This is a genomic window from Nocardia sichangensis (assembly GCF_047200615.1).
Lineage (GTDB): Bacteria > Actinomycetota > Actinomycetes > Mycobacteriales > Mycobacteriaceae > Nocardia > Nocardia sichangensis.
The window spans coordinates 88,766-112,571 of sequence record NZ_JBJZOK010000006.1 but is presented as its reverse complement, the minus strand read 5'-3'; the positions used below and the strand labels follow the sequence as shown (position 1 = coordinate 112,571).

Genomic DNA, 23,806 nt, shown 5'->3' with positions numbered 1-23,806 from the left:
GGTAGCTTCGCGCATGGCGGGAGTGAATGGCGGAGGTACGCATAGCTAGGCACTGTCGGACGTAGTCCGTCGACAACCCCGCGCATGGCCGGAGCGAAGGCGGAGGTACGCATGGATAGGCGCTGTCGGACGCAGTCCGTCGATAGCTTCGCGCATGGCCGGAGCGAAGGCGGAGGTACGCCCGCATCGGTAGGCTCGCTGCTGTTGATCATGCGGCGATCGGAGGACGGGTGCGCAAGTCCCTGCTTGTGCTGCCCGCCGGATCGGCGGCGGGGTGCGGTGTGCCGGATGTGACGACAGAGTCCGCGAATTCCGTTGTCCGCATGAGCGAAGCGGACGGTCGACAACAGCGGCCACCGCGCATGGGGCGGCGGCTGGTGATCGCGCACCCCGCGAATCCGTCCACCGCCTACTCGGGGAGTATCGCGAAAGCCGGTGCGGCCGTGGCGAAGCAGGACGGAGCGGCGGATCTCGAACCCGACCCACCCGCGCCGGGCGCGGGCAGGACGTGGGTGTGGAGTGTCGTCGGCGTGTCGTCCCGTGCGTCGCCGCTGACGATGGAGTACGCGCGTCCGTGGGAGCCGGGTTCCGAACCGGCCCGGACGTTTTCGTCGACGATCGAGGTGGAGCGATGACGAGCATTCCGGAATGCGGCGCCGAAGTGCGTGAGAACGGCGAGATCCGCGGCGTGGCAACGGCGTCGGACGTCGACGGGTTCCGGGCCCGGCACGCGGAGCTGGCCGGCGGCTACGGCGCGGGCGATCCGGACGACCCGGCCACGGTGCAGGCGATGCAGATGGTCCTGCATCTGCCGAAGAGCGACCCGCCGCCGCGCAGTGCGCTGCTCGCCGCCGCCGCGTCGGCCGCGGTGGCACTGTGCCTGGACGAGCGAGTCGGGCCGGGCGGCGAGTGGGAAGAACGCTATCTGGCCTGGAAGCGCTCCCGGATCCGCAAGGTGGCTCGGCGCGCTCGCGGCGCACAGTGGCAGGCGACTTGCGCTGTCGCGGGCGTCACGGTGGAGATCGACGGCGCGCAGGCGCGGGCGCTGGTCCCGGGGCCGGTGGGGCAGGTCGACCCGCGAATCAAGCGTCTGCAGATCGGCGGCACCGACCTCACGCACGACGAGCCCGGCCCGCCCGATCCCGAACTGCCGGTGCTGTGGGTGAACGCCGGGCTCGGGATGACGTTGGGCAAGGCCGCCGCGCAGGTGGGTCACGCGAGCATGCTGCTGGCCGGTGCGCTGCCGGTGGAGCACGCGCTGCGCTGGGCGGAACTCGGCTTCCGCTGCGCGGTCCGCGAGGCCGACCCGCGGCGCTGGGCGTCGCTGGCCGAGCACGTGGCGGAGGGCGCGGCGATCGCGGTGCGCGACGCGGGATACACCGAAGTGGCGCCGGGCTCCATGACGGTGATCGCGGTGCCCGCCCGGTCCTGGTGAACCCTCCGCTACGGCGCGGCGCGCGTGTCGGTCGGTGCGGCCGATCCGGCCGGGACGGCGGCGTTCCAGCACAGATCGACCGACCGGGCCGGTTTTCCCTCCCTGCGTTGGCAAGTGCCCCCCGGGGTGGGCCAAGATGGAGCGCGTGCCGCAACCGGATCCCGATCTGCTCATCGATTTCACCGACGTGACCGTCCGCCGCTCCGGCCGTACCCTCGTCGGGCCGGTCACCTGGCAGGTCGAGCTCGACGAACGCTGGGTGGTCCTCGGCCCCAATGGCGCGGGCAAGACCTCGCTGCTGCGTATGGCCGCCGCCGAACTGCATCCCACCGCGGGCATCGCCCATCTGCTCGGGGAGCGCATCGGAAAGGTGGACATCAGCGAGCTGCGCCCGCGCATCGGGCTGTCGTCGGCGGCGGTGGCCAGCCGGGTTCCGACCGACGAGAAGGTCAGCGATCTGGTGGTGTCCGCGGGTTACGCGGTGCTCGGCCGCTGGCGGGAGCGCTACGACGACGTGGACACCGATCGCGCCATCGACATGCTGGAAAGCCTCGGAGCCGAACATCTCTCCGACCGCACCTACGGAACGCTGTCGGAGGGCGAACGCAAACGCGTGCTCATCGCCCGCGCGCTGATGACCGATCCCGAGCTGCTGCTGCTCGACGAGCCCGCCGCGGGCTTGGACCTGGGCGGCCGCGAGGAACTGGTGGAGCGGCTCGGCGATCTCGCCGCCGATCCGGACTCGCCCGCGATCGTGCTGGTCACCCACCACGTGGAGGAGATCCCACCCGGATTCACCCACGGCCTGCTGCTCAACGAGGGCGAAGTGATCGCGCAGGGCCTGCTCTCCGACGTGCTCACCGCCGAGAACCTCAGCGACGCCTTCCGCCAGTCGATCGCCCTGGATCGAGTCGACGGCCGCTACTTCGCGCGGCGTTCGCGGCGGGCGGGCAGTCACCGCACCCGCTGACTCGGACGGCGTGCGATCGCGCAGTTTGGGTGCGTCAGGCGTACCTCCGCCTTCGCTCCGGCCGTGCGCGTTGTGCGTACCTCCGCCTTTGCTCCGGCCGTGCGCGTTGTGCGTACCTCCGCCTTTGCTCCGGCCATGGGCGGGCTGCGGACGGACGACGTCCGACTTCGCGTGGTGTGCGTACGCGTTCGCTCCGGGCGTGGGCGGGCTGCGGTTGGAGGACGTCGGACTTTGCGTGTTGTGCGTACGCGTTCGCTCCGGGCGTGGGCGGGCTGCGGTTGGACGACGTCCGACTTCGCGTGGTGTGCGTACGCGTTCGCTCCGGGCGTGGGCGGGCTGCGGACGGACGACGTCCGACTGCGCCTGTTGTGCGTACTTTCGCCTTCGCTCCAGCCGTGCGCGGGCTGAGGACGGACTTCCGACTGCACCTATTAAGGTGCAAGGGTGAGTGAGACAGTAGCGCAGGCAGACTCTCAGCAACCCGAACCGCCGCTCAAAGACGCGTCCACCGTGATGCTGGTGCGCGACGGAGCCGACGGGCCCGAGATCTTCCTGCAGCGCAGGGTCGGCGCGATGGCCTTCGCCGCGGGCATGACCGTGTTCCCCGGCGGCGGCGTCGACCCGTCCGACGGAACCGCCGACATCGCCTGGGCCGGTCCCGAACCCGCATGGTGGGCCGAACAATTCGCGACCAGCGAAACCAGGGCGAAGGCGCTGGTCTGCGCTGCCGTCCGGGAGACGTTCGAGGAGTGCGGCGTGCTATTGGCCGGGCCGACCGCCGACAGCGTCGTCTCCGACACCACCGATTACCACGAGGCCCGCGCAAGGCTCGAGCGCAGGGAACTGTCGCTGGCGTCCTTCCTCGCGGAGGAGAAGCTGGTGCTGCGCGCCGACCTGCTGCGGCCGTGGGCGAACTGGATCACGCCGGTCATCGAGCCGCGTCGCTACGACACTCGCTTCTTCGTCGCGGTGCTGCCGCAGGGGCAGCTCGCCGACGGTGCCACCTCCGAGGCGGCGGAGGTGCAGTGGCGCACCCCTGCCGAGGCGCTGGCACGGTGGCGCTCGGGAGCAGACGTCCTGCTGCCACCGACTTGGTCGCAGCTGATCGCGCTCGGCGAATTCGGCTCCACCACCGACATCCTCGCCGCGCGGCGGACTATCGATCCGATCATGCCGGTGCTGGCCGACCTGGACGGCAAACAGCTGCTGTCCTTCCCGGACAACCGACGCTATTTCGCCGATCTCCCCGATGCCGGGCGGCTCAAGGGCTCGGCGCGCCCGTGACCGTTCGGGCGCTCCCCGCCTGAGCGGGCTTTCCGGCCATGCTGCGGTGTCTGCCGGCCGTGCACAGGTCTGCCGTGCGGGCTTGCCCGGTAGTGGTAGGGCACCGGCGAGGGGTGTGCCACCTGCCGGGTCCGACCGCCCGCGCTGTGCCTCCTGTCCGCATCGGCGGACCCTCGCGCTGACATCGTGCCGCGGTTCTGAGGGCCCACCGCTCACGCCGGTCAGCACCCGGTAGCGTGCGTCCCATGGCCGAATTCGTGACCCTGGAGCTGACCGAAGGCGATGCCGCGCGGCGCGTGGCCGTCCTCCGGATCGCCCGCCCGCCGATGAACCTGCTGAACCTGCAGCTGGCGCGCGAACTGGCCGAGGCGGCGGACGCCGTCGCGGCGGACCAGGGTGTCGCCGCGGTGGTGGTGTACGGCGACGAACGAGTGTTCTCGGCGGGCGACGACGTGGCCGAACTGTTCGGGCTCGGCAGCGCCCAGGCCGCCGCCATGGCGGCCGACCTGCAGCACGCCCTTGGCTGTCTGGCCCGGATCCCGCAACCCACCGTCGCGGCGATCAGCGGTTACTGCCTCGGCGGCGGGCTGGAGTTGGCTCTGGGAGCGGACCGCCGCATCATCGGTGACAACGTCAAATTGGGCCTGCCGCAGATCGAGACGGGATTGATCCCGCTCGCGGGCATCCGGCGCCTGTCCCTGCTGATCGGGCCGGGAGCGGCCAAGGACCTCGTCTACACTGGTCGTTTCGTCGAACCGGACGAGGCGAAGGCGCTCGGCCTCGTCGACGAAGTCGTCGCGCCGGACGACGTGTACACCGCCGCGATGCGGTGGGCGCGCCAGTTCGCCGACGGTCCCGCCCGCGCGCTGGCCGCCGCGAAAGCGGTTTTCGAAGCCGGTCCGCACGGCCTCGATCGCGCCCGCGGCGAGTGGTCGGCCCTGTTCACGACGGAAGATCGCCTGATAGGAACAGGTTCTTATCTGGCCAACGGTCCAGGGTCGGCCGAATTCGTGGGCCGATAGCAGGCGTCAACTGCGGATTTGGGTAGGCTTGCCGACCATGACGGTACGTCCCGACGACCCCGCGCCGAACCCGCACGCCACCGAGGCAGAGGTCGAAGCAGCGCTCAAGGATACGAAGCTGGCCCAGGTGCTCTACCACGACTGGGAAGCCGAGACCTATGACGACAAATGGTCCATTTCCTATGACGAGCGCTGTATCGAATACGCGCGCGGCCGGTTCGACTTGGCCGTCGGCCCCGCGCCGCTGCCCTACGGCAAGGCGCTCGAACTGGGCTGCGGTACCGGATTCTTCCTGCTGAACCTGATGCAGGCGGGCGTGGCGAAATCGGGCTCGGTCACCGACCTGTCGCCGGGCATGGTGAAGGTGGCGCTGCGCAACGCGCAGAACCTCGGCCTGGACGTGGACGGCCGGGTCGCCGACGCGGAGACCATCCCCTACGACGACGACACCTTCGATCTGGTGGTCGGCCACGCGGTGCTGCACCACATCCCCGACGTCGAGCTGGCGCTCAAGGAGTGCCTGCGCGTGCTGAAGCCGGGCGGCCGCTTCGTGTTCGCCGGTGAGCCGACCACGGTCGGCAACTTCTACGCCCGCTGGCTGGGCCGCATCACGTGGAAGGCCACCACCACGGTGACCAAGCTGCCGCTGCTCAGCGACTGGCGGCGTCCGCAGGAGGAGCTGGACGAGTCCTCGCGCGCGGCGGCCCTCGAGGCCGTCGTCGACCTGCACACCTTCGATCCGCGCTCCCTGGAGTCGATGGCTCGCTCGGCGGGCGCCGTCGAGGTGGCGGCCAAGACCGAGGAGTTCGCGGCCGCCCTGTGGGGCTGGCCCGTGCGCACCTTCGAGGCCGCGGTCCCCGCCGAGAAGCTCACCTGGCGCTACCGGATGGCGATGTACCGCGCCTGGCTGGGACTGAGCTGGGTGGACGAGAACGTCATGCGCCGTGTCGTCCCGCGCCAGTTCTTCTACAACGCCATGATCACCGGCGTGAAGCCCACCTCCGCCGGAAAGTAGTGGCGCGCGATACCTGTCGCGACCGCATCGCTCATCGCGGCAGCGCCATCGGGGCTGCCGCGGTGGGTGTACACGCGCCCATGTCGCCGCGCCGGTTCGAATGCCGTGACCGGGCTCGGTCTTCCATGATCCGAACCGGCACGATCACGATCGCCGGAATCAGGCGGGTCGACTCGATCCCGATGCGGGACCGATAGTGGGCTATCTCTTCACCCGCGACGACGTCGGGTACCTGGGTAGCGCGACCGGTCGGGCCGCACTGGCCGATGTGGATCGCCTGGCGCTGACGTCTGTGTCCCTGCTGAAGGATCTCGAGCAGGTGCGCGGCGCCTATGGTGATCGCGCCGCGGCGCTTGTCGAGACGGTCCGGTTGCGCCGCCGCGCCACGGCCAAACTGGCCGACGCGGGGGAGTGGTTGTTCACCGATGACGCCTTGCAGCAGGCGACCCCGACCGCCGTCGCCAGGCACCGGGCCACGCGCCTGGCCGGGCGGGCGGTGCACGACGTGACCTGCTCGATCGGCGCGGAGCTGGCGGCCCTGGCGCCGCACTGTCCCGCCGTGCTCGGCAGCGATCTGGACGACGTACGGTTGGTGATGGCGTCCCGCAATCTGTCCGGTCATCGGAATGTCTTGCTGGCCAAGGCGGATGCGCTGACGCCTTGCAGCGTCGACACCGTCGTGACCGCCGACCCGGCCCGGCGCGCCGACGGCCGCCGCACCCACGACCCGGCCAAACTGCAACCGCCACTGCCGGATCTGCTCGACGCCTATCGTGGGCGCGATCTCGCCGTGAAGTGCGCGCCCGGTTTGGATTTCGACCGTCTCGGCTGGCCCGGCGAGGTGGAGGTGGTGTCGCTCGACGGCTCCGTGCGCGAGGCGTGCCTCTGGTCGTCGGGACTCACCGAGCCCGGCGTCACCCGTCGGGCCACGGTGCTCTCCTCCAAGGCCGCCGCCTGGACTATCACCGACGCCGAACCCGACGTCATCGACGAGCGCCCGCCGGGGCAGTGGATCGTCGACCCGGACGGCGCGGTCGTGCGCGCCGGTCTCGTCCGCCACTACGCCGCGAAACACGGCTTGTGGCAACTCGATCCCCGCATCGCCTATCTCACCGGCGACACCGTGCCCGAGGGAGTACGTGGCTTCCGCGTCCTCGACCGTATGGACTTCCGCGAGAAGGCGCTCCGCGCCGAACTGCATCGCCGTGACTGCGGACCCCTCGAAATCCTCGCCCGGGGTGTCGACATCGACCCCGATGCCCTCCGTTCGCGCCTCAAGCTCCGTGGCAGTCAACCGCATACGCTGGTGATCACTCGCATAGGCCGTAGCGCGACGGTCTTCCTCTGTGTCACCCCGTGACCATCCGGGGCGAATCGTGCCCTACGCCGGAAGTCCCGCGACGACGAGCCGTGCGGCGTCGGCCGTTGGTCCGTCGGCTGTGCGGGCAGATCGCTGCCGAAGATCGGCGACTCTACCGTCCGCGCCGACCGTCCGCGTCGCCCGCGCGGATCAACCCCGCGTCTGCACTGCGGGCCCGGTATCCGAAACGAGTCTGCCCGGCTGGTATCCGCGCGCGGGCCGCTCCAGCGGGCTCCGCACCCGGACCTCGCGACCGGGCGCTATTCCGGTGTGAACGCGAAGATCTCGCCGATGCGGGTGGCGACCACGACCTCACCCTTCGCGCCGACCGACGTACCGGTGGTCGTACCCTTCGCGCCCGGGAGGACGTCGGAATCGATGGTGGTTCCGGTCCGCGTGTCGAAGGTGACGAGGTTCAGGCCGTCGCCGATCGCCGCGGTGACGTAGCCGGTGTCGCCCGCCGTCTGCGCCGCAGGGCCGCGCAGCGCCAGATCCTTACGTTCCCAAACCGTCTCGACACTGTCGCCGTTGTCCCGCAGTGCGAGCAGGTAGCCTTCCTCGCCCGACGGGATGATCAGGCCGTCGTCGGACACCGAGATGCCGCCGCGCGGCGTCCAATCCAGCCGGTGCACCCACTTGGTCCGCCCGTCAACGGTGTCGAGCGCGATCAGGCGGTTGTTGTTGTCGCCGACGTAGACGGTGCCGCCGTCGGCGGACAGGGCCGGACTGGTCGCGCTGCCACCGAGCAACAACTCGGCGCTCCACTCCCGCGCGACCTTCGCGCCGGTGTAGCGCAGCGCGACGAGGGACGCGGCAGGCCGCCCCGGCTGCCACAACGTCACGTAGAAACGGCCACTGGCGGCGTCGATGGGGGAGATGTTCGCGACCGGGCAGTGCGGCCCTCCGGTGGCGCAGTCGTCCAGTCCCTGGCCCGCGTCCGGCCAGCCGAGGCCCGCGTGCGCGAGGAAATCCGGTTCGCCGAGCAACTGCACGCTCGGAACCGCCCGGTCCCCGGTCTGCCTGGACAGCACGTCGACCTGACCGGACTGGCTGATCGTCAGCAGTTTGCCGTCCCCGGTGAACTGCACCGAGACCGGCGTTCCGGCCACGGGCGTCGCCCACCGCGGCTGGCCCAGGTAGTTGAAGGAGATCACCCTGCTGTCGTCGCCGATGTAGACATTGGACATCCAGTCGACCGCCGACGGCGAGGAGATCGCGCTCGGGCCGAGGGCGTTGCAGAACCGCTTGCGGCCGGTGGCCATCTGGAAGGAGAAGATCGAGCAGTTCGCCAGACGCGTGGTGACGAACAGCTGGCCGTCGGGCCCCAGCGTGATCGGCTGGGCGATCGGTCCGCCGACCGGCCGCTGCCAGCTCAGTCCGAGCTTCCGCGACCCGGTGACCGGAGCGGTGCCGCTGTTGCGGACGTCGTGGTAGGCGGCGGTCCAGCCCTTGCCGGTGCCGACGGTGATGTCGTCGTAGTCGGTGCCGCAACCGGCCAGCGTCAGCGCGCCGACCGCGGCCAGCACGACCGCGGCGCGTTTCCGGGACGGTCGCCACATGGAAGTAGCCAGTACGCCGCCGCTTCGCACCTGCCGTACTCCTGTCGTCGTTGGCTCGCACCCGCGCCCTGTCCGGCGCAGGAGTCACTGTACGGGAGGCCTTTGCGCGGGTGAACGAGTCCCGGCGTTGTCGTAGCGGGTGCTCGTCGCGATGCTCGCCACGGGCGATAGGCTCTATCCGTCGCCGCCGAGGCGGGCGACGGCCGGTAGGACCACGACAGGAGAACCGTTCGTGACGAGCATGTGGGGCGCACCGTTGCGCTCGCGCTGGCGGGGATCGCGCCGCCGGGATCCGCAGCAGGCGCGTTTTCTGACGCGGGCGTCGCTGCGCTGGGTGCTCGCGAACCGGGCGTACACGCCCTGGTATCTGGTGCGTTACTACCGGCTGTTCAAGTTCCGCCTGGCCAACCCGCACATCGTGCTGCGCGGCATGGTCTTCCTCGGCCGCCGCGTCGAGATCCACGCCACGCCGGAACTGAGCCGCATGGAGATCGGCCGCTGGGTGCACATCGGCGACGGCAACGCGATCCGCTGCCACGAGGGTTCGCTGCGCATCGGCGACAAGGTGGTGTTCGGCAAGGACAACGTGGTCAACACCTACCTCGACATCGAGATCGGGGAATCGACCCTGGTCGCCGACTGGTGCTACATCTGCGACTTCGACCACAAGATGGACGACATCAACGTGCCGATCAAAGACCAGGGCATCGTGAAGAGCCCGGTGCGCATCGGCCCCGACACCTGGATCGCGGCCAAGGTGACCGTGCTGCGCGACACCCGCGTCGGGCGCGGCTGCGTGCTCGGTGCGCACGCCGTGGTCAAGGGCGAGATCCCGGACTTCAGCATCGCCGTCGGCGCGCCGGCCAAGGTGGTCAAGAACCGCAAGGCGGCCTGGGAGGCGGGCGCCGAGCAGCGCGCCGAATACCTTGCCGCGCTGGAGGACATCGCGCGCAAGAAGAACGGTGCCGCGCAGAACGCCTGAGAGTTCGTCGGTGCGGGCGGGTAGGTTCGCGCTATGACTGCCTACGCCGCCCTGTTGCGCGGGATCATGCCGAGCAATCCGAACATGAGCAACGCGAAGTTGCGCGCGGTGTTCGAATCGCTCGGATTCGAGGGCGTCGGTTCGGTGCTGACCAGCGGCAACATCGTGTTCCGCAGCGCGGAGACCGACGTGCCCGCGCTCGAGGAGCGTATCCAGCAGGCGCTGGTCCAGGAATTGGGCATCGGCGGCGGCACGATCATCCGCAGCCACGACGAACTGCGCGCGTTGCTGGACACCGACCCTTTCCACGGCCTGACCCACGGACGCGGCACGTATCTGATCGCCACGTTCCTCAAGGACACGGCCGAGCCTCCGGCAACCCTGCCCGAGCGGCCGGACCCGCTCACCCGGGTCGTGGGCTACGACGAGGCGGCCCGTGCCTTCCTCGCGGTCATCGACAACAGTCAGCCGGGCAAGACGCCCGACTTCATGGCCTGGCTGGAGAAGACATACGGCAAGGACATCACCACCCGCACCTGGCTCACGATCGAGCGCGTCGTCAAGAAACTGGCGGCTTAGCGGGCTACTTCGGATCGCGTTCCGGCAGCGGGCGTTCCACGATGGACGGGCGGCCCAACGGGTTGCGCACCCGCCGCTTGGCCGAGTGGTACACCTGAGCGGTCTCGGCGGCCACCACGTCCCAGGCGAAGTCGGCGGTGAGCCGTTCCCGGGCGGCGTAGGCGCGCTGCTGCGCGGCGGCGGGGTCGTCGAGGGTGGCGCGGACCGCCTCGACCAATCCGTCGACGTCGGCGGGCGCGAAGGAGGCGCCGGTGACGCCGTCGATCACGGCCTCGCCCAGGCCGCCCGCCGTCGAGGTGATCAGCGGGGTGCCCGCCGCGGCCGCCTCCAGCGCGACGATGCCGAACGGTTCGTATCGGCTCGGCAGCACGATCGCGTCGGCGCCGTGCAGCCAGCCGAGCAGTTCCGCGTGGTCGAGCTGACCGGCGAAGTTCACCGCGCGGGCGACGCGGTGCACCCGGGCGCGCTCGCGCAACCACTCGAACTGGGTGCCGACGCCCGCGACGGTCAGGGTGGTGCCGGGGTGGGCGCGGCGGATGCGCGGCAGCGCGGCGATCGCGTCCTGCACGCCCTTCTCGTACTCGAGCCTGCCCACGTATAGCAGCCGGGGCGGACCGCTGCGCGGCGCGCGCGGGCGGAAAGTCCACGCGCCCACGTCGATGCCGTTGCGGATCACCGTCATCGGGATCCGCTCCGGACCGTAGAGCCGCTCGACTTCGTCCTGCATGGAGGACGAGCAGGTGATCAGCGCGTCGGACTCGTTGGCGAGCCACCACTCCACCGAGTGCACCTGCTTGTTGACCTTGCCCGCGACCCAGCCGCTGTGCCGCCCGGCCTCGGTGGCGTGGATGGTCGACACCAGCGGCACGTCGTAGTACTCGGCCAGGGCGATGCCGGGGTGGGCGACCAGCCAGTCGTGCGCGTGCACCACGTCCGGCGTCCAGCCGTCGCCGATGCCAGGCTTCCCGAGCGCGACGCCCGCGCGCACCATGGCGTGTCCCATGGCCAGCGTCCAGGCGAGCATGTCCTCGCCGAAGTCGAACACCGGCGGGTCCTCGGCGACCGCGACCACCAGCACGCCTTCGGCGATGTAGGAGTGCGTGGGATGGGTGGAGGCGTCGGTGCCGGAGGGGCGCCGGGACAGGACGACCACCTCGTGGCCGGCCGCGGCGAGTTCGACGGCGAGGTGATGCACGTGCCTACCCAGCCCGCCGACCACGACGGGTGGGTACTCCCACGACACCATCAAAATCTTCATGCAAGTCCTTCTGCGGCCGAGCCCGGGTCCGCCGGAACCGGTCCGTGGTCCGCGGTGGCGGAGTCCGGGCCTGGCTCGGCGGCGGATACTGCCCCGGTGGCGCTGGGTACGGACCCCGCGGACGTGAGTCGTCGCGCGTCCACGCCGGGGAAGAGTCCGTCAGCTGCCCCCCATCCTGCCGCCAACTGCCGTGCTTTCGCGAGTTGGCCCGCCCCGACGGCCGCGGCGATTTCCCGGACGGCGTGGGCGTGGCGGTGCGCGCGGTCGCGCGCGTACCCCGCGGCGGAGTCCTTGCTGACCATGAACGCCCAGTCGCTGGAGACGGTCAGGATCGCTTCGCGCAGCAGCTGATCGGCGACGTGATCGCGGAGTCCGGGTGCGCCGCCCTGGGCGGCGCGCATCTTGTCGACGGTGTCCAGGGTCAGCCGCACGATGTCGTCGTTGAGCTCGACCAGGTCGCGCACTTGTTCGCCCGCCCACACCCGCCAGTCCTTGCCCGAACCCCAGGACGAGTCGGCCAGTGGCACCGGTTCGCCCAGGTAGCCGCGCGCTCGGGCGTCGGCGAGGGTGCCCACGGTGACGCCCGCCTCCGGCAGCGCCCGCAGTACCTGCGCCAGCCACTGCGGGCCCTCGTGCCACCAGTGGCCGAACAGTTCGGTGTCGAACGCGGCGACGACCAGGGCGGGCCTGCCGATCCGCTCGGACTCGGAGATCAACCGCTCGCGCACCGTCCGCACGAAGTCGTCCACATCCCGGACGACGGCCGCGGCGGCGAGTTCCGGATCGTAGGGAGCCTTGTCCGGGCCCGCGACGGTCTTGCCGGTGACCCGCGCGGGTTTGAGACCTGTGGCGTGGTCATAGTGATGAAAGTCACGGTAGGCGCCGTGGCCGGGATAGCCGGATTTCGGTGACCACACGCGGTAACTCACCTGCAAATCGCGCCCGAACGCGACCACGTCGGAATCCCGGACCGGTCGGCCGAGCGTGGTATCGCCGCGCAGCGCGGGGCCGTCGACCATGAAATGCGTCACACCCGCGGCGGCGTAGCCGACCTCCATGCCGGGGGTGTAGCCGCATTCCGGCGCCCAGATGCCGGTCGGTGTGTGGCCCCAGCGGTGTCGCGCGTCGGCCAGGCCCTCGGTGAGCTGGAACTGGCGCAGCCGTGGGTCCAGCAGCGGCTGGAACGGGTGGGCCAGCGGGCCGCCGAGCAGTTCGATGGCCTCCGCGTCGACGAGCGCGCGCCAGACCGGCGCGGCGCCGTGCCGCCAGTACTGCTCGAACTCGGCCAGGGCGGCGGCGGCCAGGCGGTGTTCGTGCCTGCCCAGCGCGACATTGCCCGCCATGGCGGCTTCGTCGGCGCGCAGCTGCCAGTTGCCCAGCCAGTGGTGCATGCCCGCCAGGCAGTGCGGGTCGTCCAGCTGGGCCGCGAGTACCGGTGTGATACCGAGGCTGAGCAGATGCGAACGGCCTTCGGCCGCAAGGGTTCGCAACACTTCGACGACGGGCAGGTAGGAGGCGGCCCAGGACTGGTAGAGCCATTCCTCGCCGACCGGCCAGCGACCGTGATGTGCCAGCCAGGGCAGGTGGGAGTGCAGGACCAAGGTGAACTGGCCCGGCACGGGACTTGCCGCGTGCCCGCCGGGCACGGTACCGCGATCGGTCAAGGCTTCACCGCGATAGCGATCAGATCCAGGCTCGCGTCGATGTTCGCGGCCAGCAACTCGAAATCGTCCACCGCGACGCTCGCGACGTCCGCGGTGAGTTCCGCGGGCCAGGGTTCACCGGCCAGCGCGCGTTCGATCTGCGCGTCGATGAACGACCCGCCGTGCTTGGCGTCCAATGCTTTCAGGCCGGGCCCGTGGTGCACGCCGATCATCTCCGACACCTCGAATCCGGCCTCGACCAGCAATTCGGTCAGCTCGGCCGCGTTGAGTTCCCTCGTGTGGAACGGGTTGAGCGGAGTGTCGCGACCGGGCGAGAAGGTGATCCGGTTGGGGGTGCTGATCAGCAGCTCACCGCCGGGACGAAGCACGCGCAGGCATTCGCGCAGGAACTGGGCCTGATCCCAAAGGTGCTCGATCACTTGGAAGTTCACCACGACGTCGACCGAGGCGTCCTCCAGCGGCAGCTCGGCGAGGTTGCCGTGGAGCATCTCCACGCGGGGGTAGCGCACGCGCACGTGTTCGACGGCGCCGGTGTCGTAGTCGACGCCGATCACCTTGGTGGCCACGCCGGCGATCATGTCGGCGCCGTAGCCCTCACCGGAACCCGCCTCCAGCACCGTCTTTCCGGCGCAACGGTCCAGCAGACGGGCGTAGGCGATCTCGTGCCTGCGGAACCAGTAGTTCTCCTCGGCGATGCCCGGAACGGTGCGCTCGCCGGTCAGCGGCAGTGGTTCGACGGCGCCGGTGCTCGTCTCGGATGCCACGGTGATGCCGGACGGGTCGTCCACTGCGGCAGGGATCACAGCCTCGCTCATCACTCCGACGTTACTGGCACCGCATCCGCGGGGCATACCCCACCCGGCTGCCCCGGAGGGCGGCTTCGCTCGCCGGGAAAGGGGTCGCCGGAACCGCGCACTGTAGTGCGTGGTAACCAATTGTGAGAGAGAAGCCACTAAGTTACCCACGGGTAACTTAACGTAAGGTAATGTCACGGCCTGAGCCACCCACCCGGGCGTACGGCGCAGTTCGTGCGACCACCACATACGTGTAACCAGAACAGGAGGTCGACGAAGACCGATGCCGAACATCGTCGTACTCATCAAGCAGGTTCCCGACACCTGGTCCGAGCGCAAGCTCACCGATGGTGACTTCACGCTCGATCGCGAGGCCGCCGACGCCGTCCTCGACGAGATCAACGAGCGCGCCGTCGAAGAGGCGCTGCTGATCAAGGAGGCCCAGGGCGGTGAGGTCACCGTGCTGGCCGCCGGTCCCGACCGCGCCACCGAGGCCATCCGCAAGGCGCTGTCCATGGGCGCCGACAAGGCCATCCACATCAACGACCCGGCCATCCACGGCTCCGACGCCGTGCAGACGGCGTGGGTGCTGGCGAGTGCGCTCGGTCAGGTCGAGGGTGTCGAGCTGGTCATCGCGGGCAACGAGGCCACCGACGGCCGCGCGGGCGCGGTGCCGGCGATCATCGCCGAGTACCTCGGCCTGCCGCAGCTGACGCACCTGCGCAAGCTGGTCGTCGACGGCGACAAGATCACCGGTGAGCGCGAGACCGACGAGGGCGTGTTCAAGCTGGAGGCCTCGCTGCCCGCCATCGTCAGCGTCACCGAGAAGATCAACGAGCCGCGTTTCCCGTCCTTCAAGGGCATCATGGCCGCGAAGAAGAAGGAAGTGCAGACCTTCACGCTGGCCGACCTGGGCGTCGACCCCTCGACCGTTGGCGTCGCGAACGCGGGTTCCGCCGTCACCGCCGCCACGCCGAAGCCTCCGCGCACCGCGGGCGAGAAGATCGCCGACGAAGGCGACGGCGGCACCAAGATCGCCCAGTACCTGATCGGCCAGAAGATCATCTGATCTCGGTAGCGCTGCAGACTTCCTAGGAGAGAACACATGGCTGAAGTACTCGTGCTCGTCGAGCACGCCGAGGGTGCGATCAAGAAGGTCAGCACCGAACTGCTCACCGCCGCTCGCGCCCTTGGCGAGCCCGCCGCCGTCGTGCTCGGCACGGCGGGCACCGGCGAGAAGCTGGCCGACGCGCTGGCCGCCGCGGGCGCCGAGAAGATCTACATCGCCGAGTCCGACGATGTGGAGAACTACCTGGTGACCCCGAAGGTCGACGTGCTGGCCGCGCTGACCGAGTCGGTCTCGCCCGCCGCCGTCATCGTCGCCGCCAGCGCCGAGGGCAAGGAGGTGTCGGGTCGCCTCGCCGCCCGCATCGGCTCCGGCCTGCTGGTCGACGTCATCGACGTGAAGTCCGACGGCACCGCCGTGCACTCCATCTTCGGTGGCGCGTTCACCGTCGACGCCAAGGTCACCGGCGATGTCCCGGTGATCTCGGTCCGCCCGGGCGCCGTCGAGGCCTCCGCGCAGGCCGGCGCAGGCGAGAAGGTGACCGTCGAGGTGCCCGCGCAGGAAGAGGGCGTGGTCAAGGTGACCTCGCGCGAGCCGGTCGTCGGCGGTGACCGCCCGGAACTCACCGAGGCGAGCATCGTGGTCTCCGGTGGCCGCGGCGTCGGTTCCGCCGACAACTTCTCGGTGGTCGAGGCCCTGGCCGACTCGCTCGGCGCGGCCGTGGGCGCTTCGCGTGCCGCCGTCGACTCGGGCTACTACCCGGGCCAGTTCCAGGTCGGCCAGACCGGTAAGACGGTCTCCCCGCAGCTGTACATCGCCCTCGGCATCTCGGGCGCGATCCAGCACCGCGCGGGCATGCAGACCTCGAAGACCATCGTCGCCGTCAACAAGGACGAAGAGGCGCCGATCTTCGAGATCGCCGACTACGGCATCGTGGGCGACCTGTTCAACGTCGCGCCGCAGCTGACCGAAGCGGTCAAGACGCACAAGGGCTGACACCCTTCGGCCGGTCGAAAGGCGGCCCCGACCTTCAGAGGCCGGGGCCGCCTTTCGCTGAGTTGGTCAGTCTGCTGCGGCAGCACTTCCACTGCCCACCCATGCGCCGTGTGATCGGTTGGGGTGCAGTGGCATAACCGGTCAGATGGCCCGGCGCTGCTCGTGATCGGCACGGTTGACGACTCCATTCGCCGATCTCCTGCGTTGCTTGCTAGTTTCATTGGCGTCAAATCCCCCGAAGGGGGGGAGTCATCGACACTAGGGGATCAGAGATGAAGAAGACGGTTACGGGACTGCTGATGGGCGCGCTGGCCACGGGGGCACTGATCGCCTTGGCGCCTGCGGCGCAGGCAGAGGTGTATCCGAACGAAAAGGAATGCCTGGCCGCCGCGAAGCGAGAGGAGGCGCGGCGCGTTTCCGAGGGCGACATCAACGTCCCCCATTACAGCTGCAAGGCCGCAGGAAACGGCTGGCGGATGGGCATCTTCCGCTGATCGAAGTGGTGAGGGCGGGCTGATTTTGGTCTGCACCGCCCTCGCCGCACGATCTGTCGTACGACCTCAGGACCACCGCGTCGAGCGGTGGTCCTGTTCCGTTTTTCGACCACCGCCGAAACGTCCGCCTCCGACTGCCATTCGGCCTGGTCCAGCCGCCCGAACTCGAGCGTGAGACCGATGATGGCCTGTCGAGAGGCGAACTCTAGAGGCCAGGTGAGCGAAAATCGTGACCGCTGCGAAAGAAATTACGGTGCAGGCGATTTCGCGTCGGCGATGCGGGTGGCGGACTTACACTCGGCCGGTGAGCATCCCAACGGAACCGATCGGTAGCATCCCTCGACCTCACGATCTGTTGGCCGCTATGGCCGACGAATCCGGCGACGCCACCGCGCTCGCCGAACTCCAGCGGAGCGCGGTCGCCGAGACCGTGCGCAAGCTGGAAGAACTCGGCTCTCCCGTCGTCACCGACGGCGAGCAGTCCAAGCCGAGCTTCGCCACCTATCCGATTGCCGGGCTCGATAATCTGGCCCCGGACGGGGCGATCATCCCGTTCGCCGACGGACACCAGAGACAGCTGCCCCGGCTGGCCTCCGGTCCGTTCCGCTATGCCGCGCACGCGGCGGACTATCTGCGCGACGCGCAGCAGCACGCCACCGTTCCGGTGAAGCAGGCCGTCATCGCGCCATCGGCGCTGAGCCTGCTGTATCCGGCCGACGGGATCGAGGGTTACCCCCGCGAGCAGTTCCTCGCCGACCTCGCCGACGCGGCGGAGGCCGACATCCGCGCCTGCCTGGAGGCGGGCGCGCACCTGGTGCAACTCGACTTCACCGAAGGGCGACTGTCGCTCAAGCTGGATCCGAGCGGCGGTGTGCTCGACCAGTTCATCGAGCTGAACAACACAGTGCTCGACCGGTTCTCGGACGAGGAGCGGGCCAGGATCGGCGTGCACACCTGCCCGGGCGGCGACCAGGACTCCACGCACAGCCTGGACGTGGACTACGTCGAATTGCTGCCGAAGCTGCTGCAACTGCGAGTGGGCGCGTTCTACCTCCAGTTCGCGAGCGAGCCGGATCCGGAGAAGGTGCTCGCCGTGGTCGCCGAGCACCTGCCCGCCGAGGCGCGGGTGTTCATCGGTGTCACCGACCCGATCGACCCGCAGGTCGAGACACCCGAACAGGTCCGCGACCGGGTGCTGCTCGCCGCCCGCTACCTGCCCGTCGATCGGTTGGGCACCTGCGACGACTGCGGCTTCTCGCCGTTCGCCGACGACACCTCCACCTCGCGGGAGACCGCGTTCGCCAAGATCCGCGCGCGCATCGAGGGCACAGCTCTGGCGGCGACGGAACTGGGCGTCTGACCCTGGGGTGAGTCGTGCGACCGGCCCCGGTTGGACCGGGGCCGGTTTCGTCCGGCGAGAAGTCGGATTGCGGTTGCCCGAAGGTTCAGCGCAGATGCGCAGCAGGGTCGTTGCGCTGCAATGGGATTCGATGGACCTATGTGGAGCGGCCCCGCTCCGGCCATGTGGTGGGCGGTGCGGGGCCGGTCGTTTCCGTTAGTGGTTGCGAGTTCTCGTCAGGCGGGGCGGTCGAATTCGCCGACCTGCACGCCTGTGGTGAAGGCGTCCCACTCACCTGGCGCGAACACCAACGCTGGGCCGGTCGGGTTCTTGCTGTCCCGCACGCCGATCATGCCGCTGTGGAGCCATGCCACTTCGACGCATTGCGAACCGCTGGCACTGCGGCTGCTCTTGAACCAATTCGCCCCGGATAGGTCATCGTTCACCGCTCGTAACTCCTTGCCACCCGCCGGAGCAGGTCTCGCGATTCCACTTCACCCAGGCACGTGTCCCGGATCGCCGAGGCGAGCTCACTATAGAGCCGAATTTCCTCGGCTTTCTCTAGGTATACATCCTGCGCCGGTCCTCCCTCCAAGTACACAATCGGCGGTTCGACCGGCACACCTTTGGCGTTCGAATCGAACTCCATGATGATGAACAGGCCGTGCGGCATCCCCCAGGCCAGCCCGGCGCTGAAGGGATGTATCCGCAGTGTGACGTTGGGCAGCTTCGAGATTTCGGCCATGTGCCGGTGCTGGGTGGACATGATCTTCGGTCCGCCGATCATGCGGTGGAGTGCTGATTCGTGCAGCAGGACTTCCAGAAAGACCGGCTTGGTCTTTCGGGTGACGATGGCTTGCCGCCTCAATCGATGCTCCACGCGCCGATCGATGTCCTCGCTGTTGAATCCTGGATATGCCCCGATCACCGCGCGCGCGTAGTCCGCGGTCTGCAACCAGCCAGGAACGTGTTCGTGGTACGTGGTCAGTCGTCGCGCAGCGGCTTCCAGTCCGACGTACATGTTGAAAGCGCCGCTGTACAGGCCTCCATACGCGTGATACCAGCTTTTGGTCTTCGCTTGTACAGCAAGGTCGACCGCCGCTTTGGTGTCCGTGGCATCTACGCCGTACAGCTCGCAGAGCGCCTGCGCATCCTGCTTGCGGACTTTTTGGATCTGGCCGGTCTCCAAGCGTTGGAGTACGGCCCGCGATAGATCTACGAGCTTGGCGGCCTCGGCGATGGTGAAGCCCGCCGCTTCGCGGCGGTCGCGCAGGAAGCGTCCGAGTTGGCGACGCGGCAGGGTCGATGAGGGGCCTTCTTCATCAGGGTTGGTCACGCAGGTCTCCTAAAAGTGAGTCGTGCGGGATTGCAAACCGATCTCGGTCAGCTCGAGAACCGAGCACCGTCCTGGGTAATTGAGCCGATCAGGAGTGGGTGCTCGTTTTCGAGCGTATCCGCTGGTCACGGGTGGTGTGCTGGTTTTCGGCGTTCGAGGCGGAAACCCGCGCAGGGGGGCGTCTCAGCAGAACGAATCCGAAACCCGCACGCTGTCAAGATGATTCGGGAGCGACGATGCGTACCCAGAAGATCGGCACGAACGGCCGACCCGCCACGCAGAAGATACAGAAGCCCAATGCCGTAGGGCTGGTACGGCCCGACATATCCAGTCTGCACACATCTCGGCACGCGACCGAGATACGCCGCCACGCCGAGCGATTGGGCTACCACTACCTCTACACCGTCCGGCCCCCGGCAGGTGAAGTCGATCCGGTCGGATACGCGCTGGCCGTCGCGGTCGGCGTGCAGGCTGCCGCTCTCGTCGTCCACGACCTGACCACCGTGGACCACACCCCCGCGCGAGTCTGTGAAACCTGCGACCTCGAAACGGTGTGTCCCGCGATGACCTGGGCGCGTGCTCAGCCCGGTGCGACCGGCCCCGGCCACACCCACCCCGACCACTCGCTCACCATCGCCGAGTCGCATCGAATCATGCAGCAGCACAGAGGTTGTCGTGCCGTCACCTGTCCACGGAAGGCGTCGGCGCTCAGCTGCCTGGTGCGGGCGGGCAAGCTCGTTCCGCCGGTTTCGAGCCCACGCGAACGTGCCGCCGCTCGCGGTCTGGCGTTCGAATCCGCCGATCGACTGCCCTTCTCGCCTGGCCCCGACCTGGAAACACTGCTGAATGTGCTGGACGCGCTCACCGCTTCCGTCGCGGATTCCCGAACCCCGGTCTCCCGTCCGTTCGATGTCGCGCGAAGCGAGCGGGACTGATGTGGAATGCGCGACATCCACCACACCGAAGCCGAGGGCTTTCGGGCTACCTGGCGACTGGAAGGTCACCGCATCGCGATCTTGGTCGTGCGGGACGCATCCGACATGACGCCGATCGCCTCGTACCACCCCGGCTCGTACCCCGACCTCACGCAAGCCCGCGAACTGCTGCCGGAATTGACCGGACTATGGGACGCGGTTCGCCACGACTTCTGGTCACACCTTTTCCCGTGCCATCGACCCTCCACCATTTGCCGCGATGGCCGGACGTGAGCACGACTCGGTCCGGACGAGACCACCCACAGCAACTTCAACGACAACCATGTCGCCGCGAGGGGCGTCGTCGTCCCTCGCGGCCTGAATCAGCAACGATGCAATGCGGTGAGCAGGGTGTCGAGGATCGGTGAGCGCCGGGCGTCGGCGCGCAGGACCGCCGACACGGGGATGCGCAGCTTGGATTCGGCCAGCCGCAGCACCACCAGACCCTCGGTCGTGCTCTCCGCGTAGAGCACCGTCCACGCCTCGGGCCGGTTGATCAGCTCCATCGTCGCGGTGTGGTCCGGCGGGATGGGCGGGCCGAAGGTGGGGCCGGTAGGCAGTTCGGCGAACGCGTTGCGGATCACCGTGTGTAGCAACACCTGTTCCTGCTCCGGGGGGAGTAACAGGGGGTAGGAGGCCAGATCCGCCAGGGTCACCGTGTCCTTCGTGGCCAGCGGATGCGCGCTGGAGGTGGCGATCACCAGATCCTCGACCCACAGCTGCTCGACCACGAGGCCGGGCTGGTCGACGCGGCCGCGGATCAGGGCCAGATCGCAGTCGCCGTCGGTCACCGCGGTGATGCGCTGACGGAAGGGTTTGATGACGAACTCGATCTCCGCCTCCGGATGCGCGGCGCGCGCCCCCGCGATGGCCGACAGCGAGCGGGTGGCGAAGGACATGTTCGCGGCCAGCCGGATGCGCGGGCCGACCGTCCGCACGGCGGCGCGGATGGCCGACTCCAGGCTCAGCATTTGTTTCGCAAGGGGAAGTAGCCGTGCGGTGGCGTCGGTGGGCACGACCGAGCGGGTCGAGCGCTCGAACAGTTGCACACCGAGGTCGCGTTCGAGCCGGGAGATCTGGTGGCTGATCGCCGACTGCGAGATGAAGCAGCGCGCCGCGGCGCCGCTGAAGCTGAGCTCCTCGCACACCGCGACGAAGTAGGTGAGCTGCCGAAGTTCCACGGCGCCTCCTGATTAATTACGAATCGAGATAAGAGTCATCTTAATTATGCGCCCACACACCTGAAATATCCGCCCTCCGGATCGCGGTTCGTAATGAGAGAAGGAGGCTGTCATGCAGTACGTGGACGCGGGAATCGAAACCGCGGGTGTCGTCATTGTCGGATCGGGGTTCGGCGGGCTCGCCGCCGCCAAGCAACTGGCCAAGTCGGGGGTGGACTATGTGCTGATCTCCAGCACGCCCGAGCATCTGTTCCAACCGCTGTTGTACCAGGTAGCGACCGGTGTGCTCACATCGGAGGAGATCGCGCCGCCGATCGCGGGCATCCTGCGCCGCCATCGCGAGGCCGACGTTCGCCTCGGCACCGTGGTCGGCATCGATCCCGACCGCGCCATCGTCACCTACGAACACGAGGGCGTTTCGCACCGCATCCGCTACGGCTCGCTGATCGCGGCCACCGGCGCGAGCCAGTCCTACTTCGGCCGCGACGACTTCGCGGAGAAGACCTATTCGCTCAAGACCATCGATGACGCGCGGCGGCTGCGCGCCCAGATCGCGCGCGTCTTCGCCGAAGCCGCGCAGGCCGACGAGCAGACCAGGCGCAAGCTGCTGAGCTTCGTCGTGGTCGGCGCGGGCGCGACCGGCGTCGAGGTGGCCGGTCAGCTGAAGGAGCTGGCGAAACGGTATTACCACCAGGAGGTTTCGGTCACGCTCGTGGAGGGCGCGGGCGAGGTGCTCCCGCCGTTCGGCGGCGGGCTGTCGGAGTACGCGAAGAAGTCGCTGACCGGCAGCGGCGTGGAGGTGCTGCTCGGCACCTTCGTCACCGACATCGAGCACGGCAAGGCCACCGTCAAGAGCGCCGACGGGGTCGAGCACGCCATCGCGGCCGAGACCGTGGTGTGGTCGGCGGGCGTGCAGGCGGGCGGGTTCGCGAAGATCCTGGCCGAGGCCACGGGCGTGGCGACCGACCGGGCCGGCCGATTGCTGATCAACCCCGATCTCACCGTCGGCGGCTACGCCGACATCTACGCCATCGGCGACATGACCTCGCTCAACGGCTACCCCGGGCAATCGCCGGTGGCCATGCAGGAAGGCAGGCACGCCGCCGACATCATCCGCCGCAAGAAGCAGCCCGGCACGCCCTTCACCTACTGGGACAAGGGCAGCATGGCGGTGATCAGCCGGTTCAGCGCCGTGACGAAGCTGAACGACCGCATCACCTTCCGCGGTGTGATCGCCTGGTTCATGTGGCTCGCGGTGCACCTGTTCTACCTGGTCGGTTTCCGCAACCGCTTCGCCGCGGTCGCGTCCTGGCTGGTCGCGTTCATCTTCACCGGGCGCCCCGGTTTCGCCGAGGAGGAGGCGACCGCGCCGAAGGTACTCGCCGCGGAGAGTCGAGCCGCTTAAATGGCTTCTCGCACCTGAGAATCGCGTCGCGCACGATCGAAAGGCGGCGCGATTCACGGTGCGCGCGGCATTCACGCTGCCCAGGAACGAACCGCGATTCGCACGGTAAACCGCATGTCGGAAGCGGTTTCGGTGCGGGAGGGCGAACGCGGTGGAACCGTTCGGTGAACGCTCGGTGTGACAGCCGTCTCGTTCACCCAACCGGCATCGCGGCGACACTTCGAGGTTGCTGGGGCGCATTGTCGGACTGGCTTCATCGTGGATATGACTATTTCGTCCGTGCTGACAGCCCCGGCTCGACCGACGGACTCCAGGGAGGGACGGTCACGTTACTCGCTGGTGGTCTCCTCCGACCTCGATCACCGCGTCGCCGCGCAGCGCCTGCGCTACAACGTGTTCGCCAACGAGCCGGGTTTCCGGATTCCGGACGACGGCAGCGGTTTGGACGCCGACCATTTCGACGAGCACTGCGACCACATGCTGGTGCGCGACGACGCCAGCGGGGAATTCGTCGGCTGCTACCGGATGCTGCCGCCGGACAAGGTCGCCGCGGCGGGCGGGTACTACACGGCGACGGAATTCGATCTCGCGCAACTGGATCCGGAAGGCATGCGGATCGTCGAGATGGGCCGCGCGTGCGTGGTCCCCGACCACCGCAACGGCTCGGTGCTCACCCTCATGTGGGCGGGGATTTTGCACTACATCCAGCTCACCGGCTACGAGTGGGTGATGGGCTGCGTGTCGGTGCCGATGCAGGACACCCCGGCCGACCCGCCCGGAGTGAACGTGCGCGGCGTGCGCGACATGCTGCTCGGCCGGCACGCCTCCGACCCGGAGCGCCGGGTGCACCCCTACAACCCGGTGATCGTCGACGGCAAGACCCTCGACGAACTGACCCCGCCGTCGCGGCCGAAGCTGCCCCCGCTGGTGCGCGGCTACCTGCGGCTGGGCGCGGAGATCTGCGGCGAGCCCGCCCACGATCCCGCCTTCGCGGTCGCCGACTTCGTCGTGCTGCTCGGGCTGAACACCATCAACACCCGCTACCTCAATCGCCTACAAGACGCCGCCGCGTCGTTCGACGGGGGACGGTGAG

At 68.8% G+C, this 23,806-nt stretch carries 23 protein-coding genes; 16 read left to right on the top strand and 7 right to left on the bottom strand.

Annotated elements, in window-relative coordinates:
* Window positions 1–323 precede the first annotated feature (323 nt).
* The 7 genes from ACL03I_RS10670 (at window position 324) to ACL03I_RS10640 (ending at window position 7,086) form a co-directional block, all read left to right on the top strand.
* Window positions 324–635 carry a protease inhibitor I42 family protein gene (locus ACL03I_RS10670; protein ID WP_412805795.1) on the top strand — a complete coding sequence of 104 codons (312 nt, stop codon included), beginning with the start codon at window positions 324–326 and terminating at the stop codon, window positions 633–635.
* Window positions 632–1,435, top strand: a complete 804-nt coding sequence (locus ACL03I_RS10665; RefSeq protein ID WP_412805794.1) for an aminoacyl-tRNA hydrolase — start codon at window positions 632–634, stop codon at window positions 1,433–1,435. Before ACL03I_RS10670 ends, ACL03I_RS10665 begins: the two co-directional genes overlap by 4 nt.
* A gap of 136 nt (window positions 1,436–1,571) precedes the next feature.
* The gene (locus tag ACL03I_RS10660; RefSeq protein ID WP_355078766.1) at window positions 1,572–2,405 is read left to right on the top strand and encodes an ABC transporter ATP-binding protein; all 834 of its coding nucleotides are present in this window, start codon (window positions 1,572–1,574) and stop codon (window positions 2,403–2,405) included.
* Window positions 2,406–2,918: 513 nt separating this feature from the next.
* Window positions 2,919–3,689, top strand: coding sequence for an NUDIX hydrolase (locus ACL03I_RS10655; protein WP_412805878.1), 771 nt, complete (start codon window positions 2,919–2,921; stop codon window positions 3,687–3,689).
* Between the two features lie 245 nt (window positions 3,690–3,934).
* Complete coding sequence (locus ACL03I_RS10650) at window positions 3,935–4,711, top strand: enoyl-CoA hydratase-related protein (protein ID WP_355078767.1); 777 nt, start codon at window positions 3,935–3,937, stop codon at window positions 4,709–4,711.
* A 37-nt stretch (window positions 4,712–4,748) separates the two neighbouring features.
* Window positions 4,749–5,726 carry a methyltransferase domain-containing protein gene (locus tag ACL03I_RS10645; protein WP_412805793.1) on the top strand — a complete coding sequence of 326 codons (978 nt, stop codon included), beginning with the start codon at window positions 4,749–4,751 and terminating at the stop codon, window positions 5,724–5,726.
* 196 nt (window positions 5,727–5,922) lie between these two features.
* Window positions 5,923–7,086 (top strand): THUMP-like domain-containing protein, encoded by a 1,164-nt coding sequence (locus ACL03I_RS10640; RefSeq protein ID WP_412805792.1) that lies wholly within the window; start codon window positions 5,923–5,925, stop codon window positions 7,084–7,086.
* Window positions 7,087–7,346: 260 nt separating this feature from the next.
* On the opposite strand, the gene ACL03I_RS10635 is transcribed toward ACL03I_RS10640, so the two are convergent.
* Window positions 7,347–8,645 (bottom strand): outer membrane protein assembly factor BamB family protein, encoded by a 1,299-nt coding sequence (locus ACL03I_RS10635; protein ID WP_355078770.1) that lies wholly within the window; start codon window positions 8,643–8,645, stop codon window positions 7,347–7,349.
* Between the two features lie 232 nt (window positions 8,646–8,877).
* Between ACL03I_RS10635 and ACL03I_RS10630 the strand changes: the two genes are divergently transcribed.
* On the top strand, window positions 8,878–9,627 hold the full coding sequence (locus ACL03I_RS10630; protein ID WP_355078771.1) for an acyltransferase: 750 nt from the start codon (window positions 8,878–8,880) through the stop codon (window positions 9,625–9,627).
* A 33-nt stretch (window positions 9,628–9,660) separates the two neighbouring features.
* The gene (locus ACL03I_RS10625) at window positions 9,661–10,206 is read left to right on the top strand and encodes a DUF1697 domain-containing protein (RefSeq protein WP_355078772.1); all 546 of its coding nucleotides are present in this window, start codon (window positions 9,661–9,663) and stop codon (window positions 10,204–10,206) included.
* 4 nt (window positions 10,207–10,210) lie between these two features.
* On the opposite strand, the gene ACL03I_RS10620 is transcribed toward ACL03I_RS10625, so the two are convergent.
* Genes ACL03I_RS10620 through ACL03I_RS10610 form a run of 3 tightly spaced genes read right to left on the bottom strand, consistent with a single transcriptional unit; the run spans window position 10,211 to window position 13,943 of the window.
* A complete protein-coding gene (locus tag ACL03I_RS10620) occupies window positions 10,211–11,464 on the bottom strand; it encodes a glycosyltransferase family 4 protein (RefSeq protein ID WP_039795312.1) in 1,254 nt (417 codons plus the stop codon).
* Window positions 11,461–13,128, bottom strand: coding sequence for a glycoside hydrolase family 57 protein (locus tag ACL03I_RS10615; RefSeq protein ID WP_355078773.1), 1,668 nt, complete (start codon window positions 13,126–13,128; stop codon window positions 11,461–11,463). Before ACL03I_RS10615 ends, ACL03I_RS10620 begins: the two co-directional genes overlap by 4 nt.
* Window positions 13,125–13,943: a methyltransferase domain-containing protein gene (locus tag ACL03I_RS10610; RefSeq protein ID WP_355078774.1), complete on the bottom strand. Its 819-nt coding sequence runs from the start codon at window positions 13,941–13,943 to the stop codon at window positions 13,125–13,127. The genes ACL03I_RS10615 and ACL03I_RS10610 overlap by 4 nt, the downstream gene beginning before the upstream one ends.
* A gap of 262 nt (window positions 13,944–14,205) precedes the next feature.
* On the opposite strand from ACL03I_RS10610, the gene ACL03I_RS10605 reads away from it, so the two are divergent.
* The 4 genes from ACL03I_RS10605 to ACL03I_RS10590 all read left to right on the top strand — a co-directional run bounded on the left by ACL03I_RS10605 (window position 14,206) and on the right by ACL03I_RS10590 (window position 17,838).
* A complete protein-coding gene (locus ACL03I_RS10605) occupies window positions 14,206–14,991 on the top strand; it encodes an electron transfer flavoprotein subunit beta/FixA family protein (protein ID WP_355078775.1) in 786 nt (261 codons plus the stop codon).
* Between the two features lie 36 nt (window positions 14,992–15,027).
* Complete coding sequence (locus ACL03I_RS10600; RefSeq protein WP_355078776.1) at window positions 15,028–15,984, top strand: electron transfer flavoprotein subunit alpha/FixB family protein; 957 nt, start codon at window positions 15,028–15,030, stop codon at window positions 15,982–15,984.
* Window positions 15,985–16,256: 272 nt separating this feature from the next.
* A complete protein-coding gene (locus ACL03I_RS10595; RefSeq protein WP_355078777.1) occupies window positions 16,257–16,478 on the top strand; it encodes a hypothetical protein in 222 nt (73 codons plus the stop codon).
* Window positions 16,479–16,782: 304 nt separating this feature from the next.
* Window positions 16,783–17,838 (top strand): cobalamin-independent methionine synthase II family protein, encoded by a 1,056-nt coding sequence (locus ACL03I_RS10590; protein WP_412805791.1) that lies wholly within the window; start codon window positions 16,783–16,785, stop codon window positions 17,836–17,838.
* 215 nt (window positions 17,839–18,053) lie between these two features.
* Here ACL03I_RS10590 and ACL03I_RS10585 read toward each other — a convergent pair whose 3' ends face one another.
* Window positions 18,054–18,263 carry a DUF397 domain-containing protein gene (locus tag ACL03I_RS10585; protein WP_355078779.1) on the bottom strand — a complete coding sequence of 70 codons (210 nt, stop codon included), beginning with the start codon at window positions 18,261–18,263 and terminating at the stop codon, window positions 18,054–18,056.
* Window positions 18,260–19,153: a helix-turn-helix domain-containing protein gene (locus tag ACL03I_RS10580; RefSeq protein WP_412805790.1), complete on the bottom strand. Its 894-nt coding sequence runs from the start codon at window positions 19,151–19,153 to the stop codon at window positions 18,260–18,262. The genes ACL03I_RS10585 and ACL03I_RS10580 overlap by 4 nt, the downstream gene beginning before the upstream one ends.
* Window positions 19,154–19,389: 236 nt before the next feature.
* Between ACL03I_RS10580 and ACL03I_RS10575 the strand changes: the two genes are divergently transcribed.
* Window positions 19,390–20,088, top strand: coding sequence for a hypothetical protein (locus ACL03I_RS10575; protein WP_412805789.1), 699 nt, complete (start codon window positions 19,390–19,392; stop codon window positions 20,086–20,088).
* A 362-nt stretch (window positions 20,089–20,450) separates the two neighbouring features.
* On the opposite strand, the gene ACL03I_RS10570 is transcribed toward ACL03I_RS10575, so the two are convergent.
* Entirely contained in the window at window positions 20,451–21,308 is an 858-nt protein-coding gene (locus tag ACL03I_RS10570; protein WP_355078783.1) for a LysR family transcriptional regulator, read from the bottom strand.
* Window positions 21,309–21,420: 112 nt separating this feature from the next.
* On the opposite strand from ACL03I_RS10570, the gene ACL03I_RS10565 reads away from it, so the two are divergent.
* Entirely contained in the window at window positions 21,421–22,713 is a 1,293-nt protein-coding gene (locus ACL03I_RS10565; RefSeq protein ID WP_412805788.1) for an NAD(P)/FAD-dependent oxidoreductase, read from the top strand.
* Between the two features lie 264 nt (window positions 22,714–22,977).
* The gene (locus tag ACL03I_RS10560) at window positions 22,978–23,805 is read left to right on the top strand and encodes a GNAT family N-acetyltransferase (RefSeq protein ID WP_412805787.1); all 828 of its coding nucleotides are present in this window, start codon (window positions 22,978–22,980) and stop codon (window positions 23,803–23,805) included.
* Window position 23,806: the final 1 nt, after the last annotated feature.